At 36.4% G+C, this 16,999-nt stretch carries 18 protein-coding genes; 7 read left to right on the plus strand and 11 right to left on the minus strand.

Features of this window, described 5'->3' with window-relative positions; genetic code table 11:
• Positions 1–9: 9 nt before the first annotated feature.
• The gene (locus tag LF20184_RS02300; RefSeq protein ID WP_010020952.1) at positions 10–975 is read left to right on the plus strand and encodes a type II TA system antitoxin MqsA family protein; all 966 of its coding nucleotides are present in this window, start codon (positions 10–12) and stop codon (positions 973–975) included.
• Here LF20184_RS02300 and LF20184_RS02305 read toward each other — a convergent pair.
• The 4 genes from LF20184_RS02305 to LF20184_RS02320 are packed head-to-tail and all read right to left on the minus strand — an operon-like array spanning position 954 to position 4,003.
• Positions 954–1,322, minus strand: coding sequence for a 6-carboxytetrahydropterin synthase (locus LF20184_RS02305; protein ID WP_050783100.1), 369 nt, complete (start codon positions 1,320–1,322; stop codon positions 954–956). The two genes, LF20184_RS02300 and LF20184_RS02305, sit on opposite strands and share 22 nt — an antisense overlap.
• The gene (locus LF20184_RS02310; RefSeq protein ID WP_010020949.1) at positions 1,231–2,652 is read right to left on the minus strand and encodes a TIGR03111 family XrtG-associated glycosyltransferase; all 1,422 of its coding nucleotides are present in this window, start codon (positions 2,650–2,652) and stop codon (positions 1,231–1,233) included. The genes LF20184_RS02305 and LF20184_RS02310 overlap by 92 nt, the downstream gene beginning before the upstream one ends.
• A 2-nt stretch (positions 2,653–2,654) precedes the next feature.
• Positions 2,655–3,275 carry an exosortase XrtG gene (gene xrtG, locus LF20184_RS02315; RefSeq protein ID WP_010020948.1) on the minus strand — a complete coding sequence of 207 codons (621 nt, stop codon included), beginning with the start codon at positions 3,273–3,275 and terminating at the stop codon, positions 2,655–2,657.
• Complete coding sequence (locus LF20184_RS02320) at positions 3,272–4,003, minus strand: Firmicu-CTERM sorting domain-containing protein (RefSeq protein ID WP_010020947.1); 732 nt, start codon at positions 4,001–4,003, stop codon at positions 3,272–3,274. Before LF20184_RS02320 ends, xrtG begins: the two co-directional genes overlap by 4 nt.
• A 298-nt stretch (positions 4,004–4,301) precedes the next feature.
• On the opposite strand from LF20184_RS02320, the gene LF20184_RS02325 reads away from it, so the two are divergent.
• Together LF20184_RS02325 and LF20184_RS12645 are read left to right on the plus strand one after the other, a co-directional pair.
• Positions 4,302–4,505, plus strand: a complete 204-nt coding sequence (locus tag LF20184_RS02325; protein ID WP_010020946.1) for a type II toxin-antitoxin system HicA family toxin — start codon at positions 4,302–4,304, stop codon at positions 4,503–4,505.
• Positions 4,506–4,607: 102 nt separating this feature from the next.
• Positions 4,608–4,787, plus strand: coding sequence for a hypothetical protein (locus LF20184_RS12645; protein WP_056945227.1), 180 nt, complete (start codon positions 4,608–4,610; stop codon positions 4,785–4,787).
• Here the strand turns inward: LF20184_RS12645 and LF20184_RS12650 are convergent.
• A complete protein-coding gene (locus tag LF20184_RS12650) occupies positions 4,757–4,894 on the minus strand; it encodes a hypothetical protein (RefSeq protein ID WP_010020944.1) in 138 nt (45 codons plus the stop codon). The two genes, LF20184_RS12645 and LF20184_RS12650, sit on opposite strands and share 31 nt — an antisense overlap.
• Before the next feature lie 134 nt (positions 4,895–5,028).
• Between LF20184_RS12650 and LF20184_RS02330 the strand changes: the two genes are divergently transcribed.
• Positions 5,029–5,496: a glutathione peroxidase gene (locus LF20184_RS02330; protein WP_010020942.1), complete on the plus strand. Its 468-nt coding sequence runs from the start codon at positions 5,029–5,031 to the stop codon at positions 5,494–5,496.
• A gap of 131 nt (positions 5,497–5,627) precedes the next feature.
• On the opposite strand, the gene LF20184_RS13130 is transcribed toward LF20184_RS02330, so the two are convergent.
• From LF20184_RS13130 to metE, 3 genes are all read right to left on the minus strand, one after another.
• Positions 5,628–5,714 carry a type I toxin-antitoxin system Fst family toxin gene (locus LF20184_RS13130; RefSeq protein WP_119318022.1) on the minus strand — a complete coding sequence of 29 codons (87 nt, stop codon included), beginning with the start codon at positions 5,712–5,714 and terminating at the stop codon, positions 5,628–5,630.
• 122 nt (positions 5,715–5,836) lie between these two features.
• On the minus strand, positions 5,837–6,703 hold the full coding sequence (gene metF, locus LF20184_RS02335; RefSeq protein ID WP_010020940.1) for a methylenetetrahydrofolate reductase [NAD(P)H]: 867 nt from the start codon (positions 6,701–6,703) through the stop codon (positions 5,837–5,839).
• Positions 6,690–8,951 (minus strand): 5-methyltetrahydropteroyltriglutamate--homocysteine S-methyltransferase, encoded by a 2,262-nt coding sequence (gene metE, locus LF20184_RS02340; protein ID WP_010020938.1) that lies wholly within the window; start codon positions 8,949–8,951, stop codon positions 6,690–6,692. Before metE ends, metF begins: the two co-directional genes overlap by 14 nt.
• Positions 8,952–9,095: 144 nt before the next feature.
• Between metE and LF20184_RS02345 the strand changes: the two genes are divergently transcribed.
• Complete coding sequence (locus LF20184_RS02345; protein ID WP_010020936.1) at positions 9,096–10,040, plus strand: LysR family transcriptional regulator; 945 nt, start codon at positions 9,096–9,098, stop codon at positions 10,038–10,040.
• A 13-nt stretch (positions 10,041–10,053) separates the two neighbouring features.
• On the opposite strand, the gene LF20184_RS02350 is transcribed toward LF20184_RS02345, so the two are convergent.
• Entirely contained in the window at positions 10,054–10,536 is a 483-nt protein-coding gene (locus LF20184_RS02350) for a GNAT family N-acetyltransferase (protein ID WP_010020935.1), read from the minus strand.
• Positions 10,537–10,617: 81 nt separating this feature from the next.
• Positions 10,618–13,056: an L-type lectin family protein gene (locus LF20184_RS02355; RefSeq protein WP_010020934.1), complete on the minus strand. Its 2,439-nt coding sequence runs from the start codon at positions 13,054–13,056 to the stop codon at positions 10,618–10,620.
• 254 nt (positions 13,057–13,310) lie between these two features.
• On the opposite strand from LF20184_RS02355, the gene LF20184_RS02360 reads away from it, so the two are divergent.
• Both LF20184_RS02360 and LF20184_RS02365 read left to right on the plus strand, forming a co-directional pair.
• Positions 13,311–13,955 (plus strand): CatA-like O-acetyltransferase, encoded by a 645-nt coding sequence (locus tag LF20184_RS02360; protein ID WP_010020933.1) that lies wholly within the window; start codon positions 13,311–13,313, stop codon positions 13,953–13,955.
• Positions 13,956–14,105: 150 nt separating this feature from the next.
• On the plus strand, positions 14,106–15,587 hold the full coding sequence (locus LF20184_RS02365; RefSeq protein ID WP_010020932.1) for an MFS transporter: 1,482 nt from the start codon (positions 14,106–14,108) through the stop codon (positions 15,585–15,587).
• A 138-nt stretch (positions 15,588–15,725) separates the two neighbouring features.
• Here LF20184_RS02365 and LF20184_RS02370 read toward each other — a convergent pair whose 3' ends face one another.
• The gene (locus tag LF20184_RS02370; protein ID WP_010020931.1) at positions 15,726–16,895 is read right to left on the minus strand and encodes an RNA-guided endonuclease TnpB family protein; all 1,170 of its coding nucleotides are present in this window, start codon (positions 16,893–16,895) and stop codon (positions 15,726–15,728) included.
• Positions 16,896–16,999 lie beyond the last annotated feature (104 nt).

The following is a 16,999-nucleotide window of genomic DNA, read 5'->3' on the forward strand; positions in this document are numbered from 1 at the left end:
GGTGAAGTCATGACAACTCACATTGAGAAACGTAAACAAACTTTTAAAGTACGCGATGAAAACATTACGGTGGAAGCCGATGCTTTGATTGACAACAAAACAAATAAAATTTTGTTTGATTTGGATTTAGATAATCAAGCTATTGATTTAGCTTTTAATATATACCGTCAAAAGAACAATCTTATTTCACCTGCTGAGATGGTTGCTTTTAGAAAGAAATATCAATTATCTCAACGTTCTCTGGCTAAACTACTGGATGTAGGATCAGCTACGATTGCTAGATATGAAAAAGGCGTTTTGCCTTCTGAAAGCATTAATAACTTATTACGAAAAATAAAAGATGATAGTAGTTACTTTGTAAGTTTATTTCATCAAAATAAATTTAAATTAAGTGCTAAAGATCAAAAAAAGATTGAAGCGGCTATCTCCAAAATAGATAAACAAATAAAAAGTGATTCTTTACTGAATGCTTATTTATTCAGAAATCAAAATGATCAACATACGATTGAAGATGGATTCTCTAAATTTGATTTAGATAAGTTTACGAATATGGTTTTGTATTTTACCCAGAATAATCCCAAGTTATCTAAAACGAGACTGAATAAGCTATTGTTCTACAGTGATTTTAGATTTTTTAAGGAAAATTCTGTTTCTATCAGTGGGACAACTTATATCCACGACTACTATGGTCCCGTTCCAAGCGATTTTGAGTTGTTATATACACTGCTGAAGGATAATGACGAAATAGAAACAAAACCGTTCAATGATGGACATGGGGAAATGTTTATTAGTGCGCAAGAATTTAATAAAAATCTTTTCACAAATGAAGAATTAAAAGTACTCAAAACTGTTTCTGACGACTTCAAGGACTACAATGCTAAGAAAATAACTGATTATTCTCATCAAGAAAAAGCTTATCAAGATACTAAAATGAAAGCCGTTATTCCTTATAACTATGCACTAGATTTACAATAAGATCGAGTAGGAGATTCACCAACTTCCAATCTGACCAATTCGGCGTTTAATTCTTCCAAACGTGGTGTGAACAAATTGAATAGCCACATCGCAACGTTTTCGGTGGTTGGATTAACGTATTGGAAAGCAGGGAGTTTATTCAAGAATTTTCCTTCAAAAGTATCGCAAACTTCTTTGAGCTTTTTTTCGATATCATTAAAAACAATCATTTGGTCATTTTTGCTGTGAATTTCGCAGACAATTTCCCAGGTGTGGTTATGTTGTTTGCCTTCGCCGTTTTCCCAGCGCATAGCGTGACTGGCGTTGACGTAATACTTGATTTTGTAAGTGTGGTATTGATATCTCATCATGATTAGTAGTTTTTTTCTCCTTCATCCGAAAGTCATTTTTCACAATTGTAGTTACTTTATTCCATTCTTCTTTGAAAGGTATTGAGTTCCAACCGGCTGTTGTGGTCATACTGTTGATAACGCCAATCAAACGAATGCCGGCACAGATGAAATTGTAAAATGGCAAGGTCAAAGTGACCCACCACTGCTTCTTATAAAAGGTTTGATCGTTAGGGAAGTCTTCCAAAAGTTGAATCACACAAATATAGTTTAATATTTCTACAAAAATATATAGTAGATAAATAATGAAATATGACATCCCCATCATAATAGGTGAGTAGCGGAAAAATAACAAAACGACACTGGCACAGAGCCAAATCATTCGAGGAAATAGGAAAGTGTGGTCAATCAATAGTCGTCTGACCATGAAGTTTTTGAAGAACTCATTCATTTCCAAATTGTTGGCATATTCTTGAATGACTTCGACTTCACCACGTTGCCAACGTTGTCTTTGTAAGTAAAGTTCAGATAAGTCTTTGATTGGTTCAATGTAGAAAAAGGCATTCGCACACAATCCGACTTTTCGTTTCATCCGTTGTCTGATTTGGAAAGTCATATCGGTATCTTCACCAATTGTGTTGATATCATATAAGAAACTTTTCATCACGGCTTCTTTTCGAAAAGCTGAAAAAGCCCCAGACATCGTGAATAGTTGATTTTTATGCGACTCCATTACTCGTCCGGAGAGAAAGGCTTGGGCGTATTCGAAGTATTCGTTATAACGCAATAACGAACCGTTTTTCTTTAACATTAGGCGATTAGGCAAGATACTACCGGTCAAAGCTGATACTTCATAATCGTTTTCAAATCTTAAAACCATGTTCATTAGAGCATTCTTTTCCAAAATACCATCACTATCGATGTTGATAATGTAAGTCCCAATAGCTCCGTATAACGCCGCATTAAGAGCTTGGGCTTTTCCGGCAGCGGTGTGAATCAATCGCAAATTCATATCGGCAAAGGTATTTTGGGCGTGGGCGAAAACTTGGAAACTGTTGTCAGTACTGTTGTTGTCAGCCAAAATAACTTGAATCAGTTTGGTTGGATAAGTTGAATCGTGGATCGATTGGATACATGCAAATAAAGTATCTTCAGAGTTGTGGACGGGAACTAAAACAGAAATCATTGGCATTTTTGCAGGCATAACCATTTTTTTAGGATGGCGGTTGCTGATCATGATACGCACACTGGAAATAACGGAAGGGATGATTTCAACTAGAATCGGAATCAAAGCCCAAGTCAGCCAGAATCCCATCTTAAACAAGGTTAAGTCTAACCAATAACTCATTTTTACCCCTCCTTGCTAAGACGTTTTTTAATTCTCGTAATAAATCTCCGGAAATTTTGATAGAGACTGTGAGAAATTTGTGAATAGGTGAAGACGTTGTAGTACAAAGCGATGACTAAGATGTAAAAGACCATTCTTCCAATAATAGAGTGCCCAATAAAGAAGGCACTACCACCGGCAAAGTGGACGATAATGATGATCAAAGCCAGTCTGAGCACGTTTGCCAAGTAGATCCAAAGAATTCCGAAGACTCCGAAAAAGGCTTTTTCATAACGATTAAAGATAGGAAAGAAGACAACGATACTGATGTAGGCCATCGTTTCGATAATCCCCGAACATTCGTAGTCGATCGTCATCGTCAGCGGTTGAGTGGGATTGTTGATGCTGATCAAACCGTAACGATTCATGACTTCACTCATATTAGTAAGATTGCCGAACCATTTGACACCGTTGATAACTGAATGAGTGAAAAACCAGACCCAATAAGGATCACTGAAGCCGATTAGAATAAAAAAGAGCCCGCCAGTTCCGATTAGAAAGAAGAATGCTGGAACGTGAGCTCTTTTTAAAACGGATAGTAGGTATATCCAAACAACGATACCTATTACTAAATAAATACTCATACTGTTCTCCGTTTCTTAAAACTGAATCCCGAGTATTTCAAAACAGCAGCTATAGCGATGACGAATCCGGTACTTGCTAGAACAACTGGTCCAGTACTACCACCGGTTACATGGAGTTTTCCTGACCAAAGATTGGTATTTTCTAAGCTGATATTTTGTCCTGAAGTGTTGGAAATTCCTTTGAGATTTTTGAATGGAATTTTAGCTTCAAAAACATAGCCGTTACCTTTTACGGTTCTACCATCACCCATTTTTTGATTGATATATTGATTAGCGACATAGACGCAATTATTCAATACATCATATGAACCGGTAGAAGGATCATAAATATCCAAAACAATGGCTTTTTTTTCACCAACATTTAAATTAACAGTACTATGATGATTTAAGTCGATATTGAATACTTTGCCACCAACGTTTAAAGTGTAGCCATCTGGTTGAAGCTTGGTATCACCACCTGATAAAACAGGTTGCATCAGAATATAAAGATAAATGTTGTTATTGTCGGTCAACATCGAAGCGTACTTGAAATTATCGTTATCCCAAGGATGTTGCATTGGCTGCTTAGTCTTGTCGGCCCAGTCGTCAAAGTTTCCATCGATAGTAATCCCCAAATCACCACTTTCATTATTATTGGGTGTTAAATTATCAGATGCAGCTTGAGCAACTGTTCCAAAACTAGCAAAAAAACATAAGGCACTCATTAAAATAATGACGAATCTTTTCATACTGGTCCTCCTTTAAACGTATTATAAATATATTAATTTCTACCTCTATTATAGTTCCTTTTTCGATAAAGTTATAAACAAATATGGGAAAAGTATACATTAAATATCATTTTACAGATACCTTAATTGAAAGAGATTGGATTAATTTATTAAAAATCATATCCTTTAAGGTATTTAAAGTGGGTTTACATTAGCTTACTATCTCAAAAATATCATAATCATCGATCAAAGTATATGGCAATAATTTTTGGGTTTACACTAATATTGTGTACAATAGATACCGAGAGGGGGTATATCTATGGCAATGAAACCCCAAAAAATCGTTAAAATATTACGACAGCATGGTTTTGTTAAGAAGTCGCAGAACGGATCGCACTTGAAAATGTACAATCCTGAGACGAATGTGACTTTGCCGGTTCCGATTCATCACGATAAGGAATTGGAACATGGAATTGAAAGTAAAATACTGAAACAAGCGGGTATCAAGGTTACCGATATCTAATAAAAGCCTATGTAATAAGCAGATTTGTTTGATGACAGATTGTTTATTACATAGGCTTTATTTTTTTGTATAATAGACTAATCTTGTTTTAGGAGTTAATTAATGAAGAAACTTAATCTATTATTTGTGTATGAATTGGCAATTTTTGGGGTATTATATTTTGCATTAGTGACCTTTCAAATTATGCCTAAAGATGTTAACGGTTGGTTGATTTTAATTGGATTGATAATTTTATACGTAGTCGACTGGGCTTACTTACGCTTTGTGAAATCTAACATGTAGCTGGCAGCTTCAGCCAAGGTTTTTAAATTGTGTTGTTTTCTGACCTCTTCTAATTTTATTTGAGCTTTGGGACTCAATTTAGAAACGTCAAATTCTTCTTTACTCAAAAGATATACCTTCTTTTTATAATCTAATTGTCTATTATCCACAATCCGCTGTGGAAAAGAAAGTAAAAGGCATAAACAAAATCGTTGTTTCCGCTTTCAGATTACGACATAATGTATAAAAGAGGGTGAAATAAATGGCACCAATTTATAAGTTTAAAGAAACAGAAATGAATGGATTTACAATTGATTTTAATGATTATCAAGGCAAGGTTTTATTGATAGTCAATACTGCCAGTAAATGTGGTCTAGCACCTCAATTGGAAGGCATTGAAGGTCTTTATCAGAAATATCATGATCAAGGATTTGAAGTTTTGGGATTGCCAAGTAATCAATTTCACCAAGAGTTAGATGATGATAAAGCTACGAGTGATTACTGTCAGATGCACTATGGTGTAACTTTCCCGATGACTAAGAAGATTATGGTCAATGGTAGTGAGGAAGATCCGCTGTTTACTTACTTAAAAAATGAATCTGGACATGGTCGGATTAAATGGAACTTTACGAAGTTTTTGATTGGTCGTGACGGCCAGTTAATTGAAAGATTTGCGCCAGTAACCAAGCCAGAAAAGATAGAAGAAACGATCATTTCAGCTTTGCAGTAAATCGATTGTTTTAGAAATTAATCCATGTTATACTTTGCTTGCCCATAAAGGTAGGCACATATAAAACACCAAAACCCGAAACGATTGCACTCGTTTCGGGTTTTTTAGTGGGCTAAGATTGCCTTTTTCTTTTACTTGCGGTGTTTGTTTCGTAGCCATTCAGCAAACCAAGCGGTTATCAAGCCGACCGCAAGGGGCCCTAGAAAGGTAGTCCACATGACCAACACCTCCAATCTGTGCCAGATTGGTAAGGCAACGGCAAAAGTATAGCATGATTCAATATTTTCTAGCTATCTAATTATGCAAAAAAAGTTTCCCACTTAATTGTGAGAAACTTTTTTTATTCTATTACAGATTCGATGTTAAATAATGAAGCTGTATTTTTAAAAATATGTTTAGCAGTATCGGCTTTATTCATCGTATACAAGTGGACACCGGAGACATCGTTTGTTACTAAGTCAACGATTTGATCAACTGCATAAGCGATACCAGCTTCTTTTAAAGAAACGGGATTGTCTTTGTATTTGTCCAAAATATTGATGAATTTCTTAGGTAATCTGGCAGCACAATTTTCGATAACGTGAAGAGCCTGCTTACGATTAACGATAGGCATGATACCTGCCAAAATGGGGACGTTGATATCAGCGATAGCGCACTCTTCTTGGAAACGGTAGAATTGCTCGTTGTCATAAAATAACTGGGTAATTAATTGGTCGCAGCCAGAATCGACTTTGTCCTTGAGATGTCTGATATCGTCAATTCTGTTTTTGGAATCGGGATGAACTTCGGGGTAACAAGCTCCAGAGACTGTGAAATTAGGTTTTTCAGTTTTAATGAATTGGGTTAAATCACTGGCATATTTGAAATCTTTTTCAGGAACGTAACCGTCAACGATATCACCACGCAAAGCTAAAACCTGGTGAATATTCATTTTTTCAAGACGATTCAAGATCGAGCTGACTTCGGCTTTAGTGACGTAGGCTGCCGGCATGTGGACCATCGTGTGACAGTGTAAATTATCTTTGACGTATTTGGCGAGATCAATGGTCGTTTCTTCGTAGTTTAGTTTATGATTGCTGGCAGTGACGCTGATAAAACTAGGATTCAGTCCCTTTAATTGATCCAAAGTGTCAGTCAAATTATCCACGCCAACTTGGGAATTAGGAGGGAAGACTTCAAATGATAATGTAGGATTAGTTTCTGTCATGTATCAACAACTCCTCTCTAACTTCTTTAGCAGCGGTCGTGAGATTTTCGACACTAGCTTTGGCTTCTTTGATTCCACGGGTTTTTAGACCACAGTCAGGGTTGATCCAAACTTTTTCTTGAGGGACTTTTTGTAAAATTTTGTGGATGGTAGTTTTGATTTCTTCAACTGATGGAATACGTGGTGAATGGATATCGTAGACACCAGGTCCGACTTGAAGTTGAAAGTTTTCTTTTTGAAGAGCATCGAGAATTTCCAAATTGGAACGGGAGGCTTCAAATGAAATAACGTCGGCGTCCATGTTTTGAATAGCGGGAATAATATCGGTAAATTCGGAATAGCACATGTGAGTGTGAATTTGTGTCGTTGGTTGAACTTTGCTGTGAACTAGTCGGAATGCTGGAATAGCCCAGTCGAGGTATTCAGAATACCAGTCAGTTTTACGAAGAGGTAATTTTTCTCTTAAAGCAGCTTCGTCGATTTGGATAATCTTGATACCATTTTTTTCGAGATCCAATACTTCATCTTGAATGGCCAAAGCAATTTGAATGGTTGAGTCTTTAATTGAAATATCTTCACGAGGGAAAGACCAGTTCAAAATTGTGACGGGTCCGGTCAACATACCTTTGACGATTTTGTCGGTTTGACTTTGAGCGAATTTAGACCATTTAACAGTGATAGGTTTATTTCTAGCCACGTCGCCCCAGATAATTGGTGGTTTAACGCCACGAGTTCCGTATGATTGTACCCAACCATTTTTACTGAACAAGTAGCCATCGAGGTTTTGTCCGAAGTATTCCACCATGTCGTTACGTTCAAATTCACCGTGGACTAAAACGTCGATGCCAATTTTTTCTTGCCAGTCGAGCCATTCTTTGATGTGGTTGGCAATAAATTCATCGTATTCATTTTGTGAGATTTCTTGATGTCTGAATTGAGCACGAATCTTTTTGACGGCTTTGGTTTGTGGGAAAGATCCGATAGTCGTTGTTGGTAAAAGTGGAAGCTGGAATTCTTGTTTTTGAATAGTTGCTCGTTCTTTTAGACTGGGATGTCTGATAAATGAATCAGCAGTCAAACTAGCGACACGTTTTCTAACTGATTCATTAGGTTGAACACGTTGTTGATCAAATAATTGTTGGTTTTTGGCGATTAGGTCAGTTTTACCATCGAGAATTGCTTGTAGGTCAGATAATTCGGATAATTTTTCTTTGGCAAAGGCGAAATGTTGTTTGATTTCGGGAGTAAAAGTCTCGTTTTCAATCGTGAAAGGCACGTGGAGTAGTGAACAAGACGTTGAAATAACTAGGTTTTTAACCGGCAAACTGTTGATCAAGTCGATAGTTTTTTGATAGTGGTTGCGCCAAATATTCTTACCATTGACCACGCCAGCGAAAAGAATTTTGTCATCAGGGAAACCACTTTGAACTAGTTGGGTCGTTTTTCGACCTTCATGGAAGTCTAACCCGATGCCTTCGATATTTAAATTGATCAAATCTTGATAGACATCACGCACATCGCCGAAGTAAGTTTGGACTAGGACTTTGAGGTTAGACTTATTTTGCAAGAGTCTTTGGTAAATATTCTCGAACAAACTCTTCTTATCGCCCGTGACATCTTTGACCAATTCTGGTTCATCTAATTGAATCCAAGAAGCACCTTGATCGGATAATTTTTCAAAAACTTCTTGATAAACTTTGACTAATTTGTCGACAAAATCATTTGTTGTTACGTCATGGAATTCGCTCAAACTCAGGAGTGTGAAGGGACCAACGATTACGGGGCGAGTTTGAATGCCGGCATTTTTAGCTTCTTGATATTCGTTGAAAATTTTATCGTCATTTAGTTTGATGTCAGTTGTTTTGGTGAATTGTGGTACTAAATAGTGGTAGTTAGTGTTGTACCATTTCTTCATGGGGAGAGCCTTTAGGTCGCCTTTTTCTCCTTGATAGCCACGAGCTAAGGCAAAGTAACGGTCGAGTTTTGACAAATCTAGTTTTTGGGCAGCGTCTGGGATGATATTAAATAGGTAGGCGGTGTCTAAAGTTGTGTCAAAAAATGAAAAATCGTTGCTAGGAATTTCGTCGATACCAGCTTGTTTGATCAGTTGCCAATGCTTGAGGCGCAAATCTTTGGCAAAGTCTAATAATTCTGTTTCAGAAATTTCATTGCGCCAGTATTTTTCAGTGTTGAATTTTAATTCACGATTTTCACCGATGCGTGGAAAACCAATAATTGTTGTTGTCATAAATAAGTCCCCTTTGTGGTAGTAAGTTATTGACTACTAATCTACCATCGAAAGGTGATATTGAATAACTGATAAAAATAATGATAGGTTATAGTTTAAAACTATAAGGTGGACTATAATAAAACAAAAAACTGGAGTAAATAAATGAGAATTCAACAACTGGAATATCTAGAAACAATTGTCAAAACAGGTTCCTTTAATGAAGCAGCCAAACAACTTTATTTGACTCAGCCTAGTCTGTCCAATGCTATCAAGGAATTGGAGTCGGAAATGGGAATTCAAATTTTATTGCGCAGTAAGTTGGGTGTGACTTTGACCGATGAGGGTCGAGAATTCATGATCTACGCTCGACAAGTTTTGGATCAGGTGCAATTATTGAAAGGGCGATATGAGAAGAGCCCCGTTCGTAAACAGGCTTTTTCAGTCTCAGCCCAACATTATGCCTTCGTTGTCCACGCCTTTGTAGAACTGATCAAAACAGTTTCGGCTGATGAATATCAATTTACTCTGCGTGAAACTGAAACGGAAAATATCTTGACCGACTTATCGAGTTTTAAGAGTGAAATTGGGATTTTGTATTTGAATAACTTCAATAGACGTGTATTAGAAAAACTATTCAAAGAATATGACCTAGAATTTACACCACTGTTCAAAGCCTTACCACACGTCTTCGTTGGTCGCCAGAATCCTCTAACGAAAAAGAAAAGAGTAACTTTGGCTGATTTAGCGGATTATCCTTATTTGTCTTATGAACAGGGCGATAATAATTCGTTTTATTTTTCAGAAGAAATCTTGAGTACTTTGGATCGTAAGAAGAATATCAAAGTCAGTGATCGAGCAACGATTTTTAATTTGATGGTCGGATTGAACGGTTATACTATCAGTTCAGGTATTATTAGTAACAAATTAAATGACGACAAAATTGTGGCGATTCCGTTAGACGTTGACGATTCGATGACTTTAGGTTGGTTGAAGCACAGTCAACTAGAACTCAGTCCGATTGCTAAGAATTATTTGGAAATGCTAAAAGAGCATATTAGGGGTTATGGTTTTGATATTATAGATGAAAAAACAGATCATACAAATTGATGTATGGTCTGTTTTAGTGTAGTGATTTAATAAAAAATCCATCCATGGCGCCGCTATGCAAACTTTCTTCGATTGGTCCGGCTAATTTAGTAAAGCCAGCTTTGGGGTAAACGTGTAACGCCGCTTTTAGGTTGTGGTGAGTTTCTAGGTACAATTTGTCGTAACCGGCATTCTTGGCAGCTTGTTCGACTAAAAAAATCAATTGATAGCTTAACCGATGTCCTTGAGCAGCCTTGGATAGATAGAGCTTTTGCAGTTCAGCAATATTTTTCTCAAGGTCAAATTCGGCAAAACCTGCACCACCAACGACTTCTTGAAAATCATCGACGACAACGAAATAACCACGTCGGGCTTTTTCATAAAATTGGCTCAGAGTATCGAGGTTTTTGTCGAAATAGGCGGTACCGGGAATGTCCAGATGAGCAACTTTTAGATCAGTTTGTAAAATACGTTTGATGGCTTGATTGTCGCTAGCTTGGATAGGACGAATATTCATAGAAACACCTTCTCTGTAATTGTTAATTTCATATCATAGCACAAAAAAATTCACCTGCAAGAATATGCAAGTGAATTTTGGTTATTCATTAGGAAGAGATTCAGCAACGTTCCAAGTCAACATTCCGGTGTACTGGCCAGCAGGGGAAATATTGAGTTGCTCTAGAAGGAGTCCAGTACTTTTTGTCCATTCGTCGGCAATGTTTTCAGTAACGTTGGTTTCGTGTGCGGTACTTTCTTGATCGATAACGGTTGGCTCGTTACTTAAGGTGGTGAAATTATCATCGTTATACTGACGATAGACCAATGCTAGGTTGTTGTTTAACGATTTGCTATTTGAGTACGGACCATTAGTTGTAACGGTCAATTGCCAAGGAGATCTTAGACTAGTGACGCTTAGATCAAAGTCGTTTTTTCTCGTTAAATATTTTGTCGTATCACCGTAATTAACATCTTGGAATTGCAATGATTTGGAAACTTCAAGACTAAGCATCTTGTTAGGCTTAGTCGTTATATTGTACGTAACGGTGTTAGAGATTAATCCATTAGCTTGGTCAATAGCTTTGACAGTGACTTTTTGAGCGGAGTTAAGGGTAAAGAGATTCCAGAAGTCATCGTCATTCATTAGTGATTTGAGGTCAATCGTTTGTTTAAAACTACTTCCTGATGCCGTTGCACCAACGTTATACGTTTTGCTTCCAGCAGTAATTTGGTAAATGATATTAGTTGTAGAGTCGTTGTCACCAAAGCTGTGGTTATCACTGTATGTAAGTGTATTTTCTAGATTCAATGTGGCGTTGTCGGCTTTATAGAGTAAGTCAATGTCAGAATTATCATTTGATAAATCAAGTGTATATTGCTTAGGAGCTAGGATGGTAAACTCAGGACTATTAGTGGAAGAAATTTGATTAGAACCAGTGAACGTAGCGACCGCTTTGTCGACGTCTATATCACTAGTTGTGTCATTATTGGCAGTAGCTGAAATGGTGATCTTGGCAGTTGTTCCAGCAGAACCTGTTTTATTGCCAAGTGTCTTAGCCAAGGTATGTTGTAAGGTTTGATCGGTCAGTTCACTTTGACTGATAGCTTCTTTAGTACCGTCAGCGTAAGTAATATAGGCAATATTGCCATCACTATCAGGGGTTAAAGTTACGTGGTCAGGAAGTTTAATTTTGGCAGCGATATTTTCCCAGTTGACGTTACCTTGAAGATAGTTCAATTGGTAATTGAGAGACAGTTTGTCGCCATTAGCAACAGTTTTGTCAGTAGAATCGGCATTGATTGTTTTGTTCAAAATTGTGTCCGTGATTGAAGCATCAGCATCAGCGTAAAGTAAGTCGGGGATTGAATCGAGGGCTACTAGTTTACTAGCAACTGAATCTGATGGTCCATTTGCGGCCGTGAATCCCCAACGAACTTTGCCATCAGTCGTATTTAACTTAGTCGTATCGACTTTGATAGTATCGGTGGTAGGCTTGTAATCGCCCTTAGTTGTTGTATTGTCAGAGTAATCTAGATTTTTATCATTGAAGTAATAAGTTAGTGTAGCGTCGTTACTACCTTCAGCGGCAGGAGTCCATTTGATTGTTACATGGTGCCAATAAACAGGATTGTTTTGTTCATCATAAGCATCAATCAAGTAATTGGCTTGAGGGCTAATGTGGACCAATCCATAACCTTTTTTAAAAGGAGAAAAGGCAGTGTACTCTGAAATATCACCTAATTGATAACTATTAGCTATTCCCGGATAAGCTAAAGCGATGTGGCCATAAGTACCACCAGAACCATAGCGGGCAGTATCAGGAAATCCTAAAGCGGTCAAATTAGAGGTTGAAGTACCAAATTGAGTATCAAAGCCGTTTAAAGAGTAGTAGCTATAGAGTGTTGGAAATTTAACATTATTATTGTTGAGCGGCTTATTATTTGAATTATAAAAATTATTTTTATCAGTATCAAATTCCAAAGCGACACTATTTTGAATAGCAGTATTTTTGATATAACTTTGATCGGCGTCGGTACCAGCAATAAAGTTTACTCTAGAAGCATCATAACCATAAACACCGATACCTTCTAGTCCGGCACCTAGAGCAGAAATCCCGTTGGAGTCGTTTTGGAGGACAAAGGCAATCCCTTCACTATTGACATCAGAAGAACCATCGCCACTACCAAAATAAAGCCAAGCAGAGATAGTTTGTTCTTTGTTGATATCAAAAGATTTATCGGTCGACCACATTGAACCATAAGTGTTTTTGCCACTTGCCAGAGCAATAACGTTCCCATTAGCGGAATTACTACCGGTATGGTCAACGATTTGGGCAGAGTTAGTATCGTAAATATCTTTTGAATCGTAGACATTAGGTTTAGCATTCGACATATAATTGCTGATGCCAATACCGTTGGGAGCGTTGTTTAAAACAGCTAAATCATCATTTGTCAAAGCTGCATTGACATTTGTTGATGGCAAGATTGTGAAAAAGAACGTAGCAATAATTAACCCTTTGAAAATTTGACTTAGTTTCATGATAAAACTCCCTCCCTCAAATATTTGTTCTATAAGTTATATTATATCGGGTTATATATCAAAATATTTTCAAAAAATATATGTATTTCTATTGATATTTGGGAATTAGGAATTAATTATAAGAAATTAAGGAAATGTTGAGTTATAAATTGAATATTTTCCGTTTTCAGAAATAAAAAGTCGGTCGTACCTGTCCGATAAAAATGTCTAAAAGTTGTATCATAAGAGTAAGAATACGTTTGGAGGAAGAATTTATGGAATTCACGAAAATTGATTTGGATACTTGGACTCGCAAAGAAGTGTTTAACCACTTTATTGAACAAAAAACTACATATAGTATGACCAGCAATCTTTCTATCACTAAAGCAGTTAAATTTGCTAAAGATAATAACTATGACTTTTATCCACTATTTATTTATTCAATTGTCAGAGTGATTAATTCAAACTATCTCTATCGCATGGATTTCAATGAACAAGGTGAACTGGGCTATTACGATAATAGCGTGCCATTTTATTCGATTTTTGACAGTCGTACAGAATTGACTTCTCATATCGATACGCCAGATGCCTACACATTTGCGGAATTTGATCGTGACTATTTAAGCGATGTTAAGAAATACCGTGGTACTGGCAAGTTATTCCCTAAACAACTTGTTCCAAAAAATGTAGTCAATATTTCGATGATTCCCTGGGTTAATTACACCGAATTCAACCTAAACAACAATAGTAATGGTAATTATTTACTACCAACTGTAACGGCAGGAAGATTCGAGAGAACTGGCAGTGAGATTAAATTGCCAGTTACTTTCCAAATTCATCATGCTGTTTGTGATGGCTATCATACTTCACAATTCTTCATTAAATTACAAGATATTTTGAATAATGTTGATGAATTGTAATTGATGTTTGTCTGATCAAGGTTATAAGCCTATAATTGAAAAGCAGAGAAGCTTTTTCAGTAAATGAAGGTTACTAAAGAGTAAGACATTGCACATTGTGTGGGTCTTATTTTTTATTTTTTGAAATTATTATAGGAAAGAAGTAGGGGTATGAGTAGGAATCGCAAAATCTTAGTTACTTTTGCATTAGTTTTATCCAATATGATGGCAGGACTAGATGCAACGATTATTAATACCGCTTTGCCGGCTATCATCAGTGATTTGCATGGGATTCAATATATGGGTTGGATCGTTGCTATTTTCCTGTTAGGGATGGCCGTTTCGACACCGTTATGGAGTAAATTTGGCGAAAAGAAGGGTAATAAAGTCGCTTATATTACTGCAACAATAGTTTTCATGATTGGGGCCTTGTTCCAAGGATTAGCACCTAATATTATTTGGTTCATTACTGCTAGAAGTGTCATGGGAATTGGTGCTGGGGGAATGAACACAATTCCTTTCATTATTTATTCGCAGATATTTAAGAACATCAAACGTCGTTCGCAGGTTATCGGAATTGCTTCAGCCGGATTCAGTGGAACTTCAATTGTCGGCCCCTTAATTGGTGGTTGGATCGTAGATACATTCAGTTGGCATTGGGTCTTTTATATCAATTTGCCTTTAGCTTTGTTGTCGATTACGATTGTGGCTATTTTCTTCAAGATCAAAGAGCAGTTGAACCAAGCTAAAGTCGATTATCATGGGGCTATCTTGATGGTGTTAGGTTTAACTTCATTCTTAATCGGAATTCAATTATTAGGAGTTTCTTCTATTTATACTGTTTTGGCATTCATCGTTATTGGAGCGTTATTGATTTTCTGGATGTCACGAGTTGAAAATAAAGTTGAAGATCCAATTGTCCCTAATCGCTTGTTCAAGAATGAAAAATTAGTGATTGATTTGATCTTATTTGCTTTATTGTGGGGTTCGTTTGTAGCTTTTAATATCTACATTCCAATGTGGGCTCAAGGAATTATGGGGCTTAGTGCTTTGATTGGAGGAATGACACAGATTCCTGGAGCAATCGCTAATTTTATCGGTTCAGAATTGGAACCATTGATTCAAAGAAAGATGAGTCGTTATGCAATTATTGCTATCGGAACAGCGTCATTCTTCATTTCTTTTGCCGGATTGTACTGGGCTAGTCAAACCGCCAGCTATACATTCTTATTGATTATGGGTGTGTTTGAAGGTTTCGGTGTCGGAATTTGTTTTAATGCTTTGTTGATTGCCGTACAATTTGATGTCGAGAGTCGAGATGTTCCAATTTCAACTTCGTTTGCCTACTTAGTTAGAATTTTGAGTCAAACCTTCATGTCATCGATTTACGGAGTTATCTTGAACCTCGCTTTAATCAAAGGTGTCAGAGAGAGTAACGGTCACATAACGATGGCTATGATGAACAAATTGAGTAATGCCGCGGTTGCCAAAGAATTACCTAAAGCTTACGTTCCAGAAATGAAGAATATTTTCTTCCATGGGATTCATAATATTATGTTGACAGCACTTATTTTGATTATTTTAGTTATTATCATTTTGGGTTACTTATTTAGAAGAGAAGCTGTTAGGAAGAGTCAAATTAAAGTAAATTAAAAGCAATTTCACTGTTGGGGTGAGATTGCTTTTTTTATATGTTCGTTATCGTGAACTACATCGGCACTAAAGTACCGAGCTTCTAGGAACATTCCATACTTGCCGACTAGTATTTCAACCAGTCGGTAGAGGCTAGAACTATTTTACTAAGGCTTGCTCCAAGCCATTATTCAATATGTTTTTACTTGCATTGATATCACGATCATGATGAATACCACAACTGGGACAATCCCATTCTCTAATATCTAACCCATGTTTACCATCGTCGTAACCACAGTTGGAACAGATTTGACTAGTCTTGAATGGATTAACAATTATAATTTTCTTACCATACCATTCACATTTGTATTCAAGCATTAACCTTAACGATCTCCATGATTGACTAGCGATAGCACGTGATAGGTTATGATTACCAAGAAGATTTTTGGTTTTCAAATCTTCAATAACAATCAAATCATTATTTTCAACTAATTCACGAGTTATTTTATGAAGGTAGTCTTTTCGTTGATTAGCAATTTTCTCACTATATTTAGCTACCATGAGTTTAGCTTTCATATAGTTGGAATATTGTTCTAAGGGTTTTGGATCAAGCAATCCAAACTTTTTCTTATACTGGATATCTTTTAGAGCTTGCGTACGTCTTCTAGCTAGTCGTTTTTCCCAATAGTGTTTCTTTTTAGCTAATTTCTTATCAAAACGGACGGTTTTATATTTACTTTCGTCTGAACGGATTACTAGATTAGAAACACCCATATCAAGGCCGACAGACTTGTTTGTCTTTGGTAATTGAGTAATATCCTCATCAACCGTAAGAACAGCGTAATATTTATTGGTTGATGATTTACGAATAGTCACGTACTTGATGACACTAGGGATTGATTTTTTATTCTTATATTTCATTACTCCAAGTTTGGGTAATTTGATATAAGAATCATCGAATATTTCAATATTTTTATTAACATATTTTGATTGATAGCTTTGTTTTGGAAACTTCTTACTTTTGAATCGTGGAAATTTACGCTTTTTACTAAAAAATCCTTTGTATGCTTCAAATAAGTCTTTATTAGAAACTTGTAAACCAGTACTTTCAGCTTTCTTTAACCAACCATGTTCTTTTTTGAAAGCCGTTAAAATGTAATTCAAGTCAAATGTTTTCAAAGATTTCAAATCAGGATTATTTTCATGGCGTTTGATCATCATGTCTAACATATTGTTCCAAACAAAACGATTAGCACCAAAATTGTATTCAATCAGTTCTTTCTGATAACTATCTGGATAGATGCGTAATTTAATACCCTTTAAGACCATATGAACCCCTTCCCATGATTTGGTATCGTAATTATATCGCATAAAGGGGAACGTGTGTTTGTGAGAATGTCTAAAATCGCATAAATCATTGATTCATCACGGCA

This window comes from Companilactobacillus farciminis KCTC 3681 = DSM 20184 (assembly GCF_002706745.1).
GTDB classification, from domain to species: Bacteria; Bacillota; Bacilli; order Lactobacillales; family Lactobacillaceae; genus Companilactobacillus; species Companilactobacillus farciminis.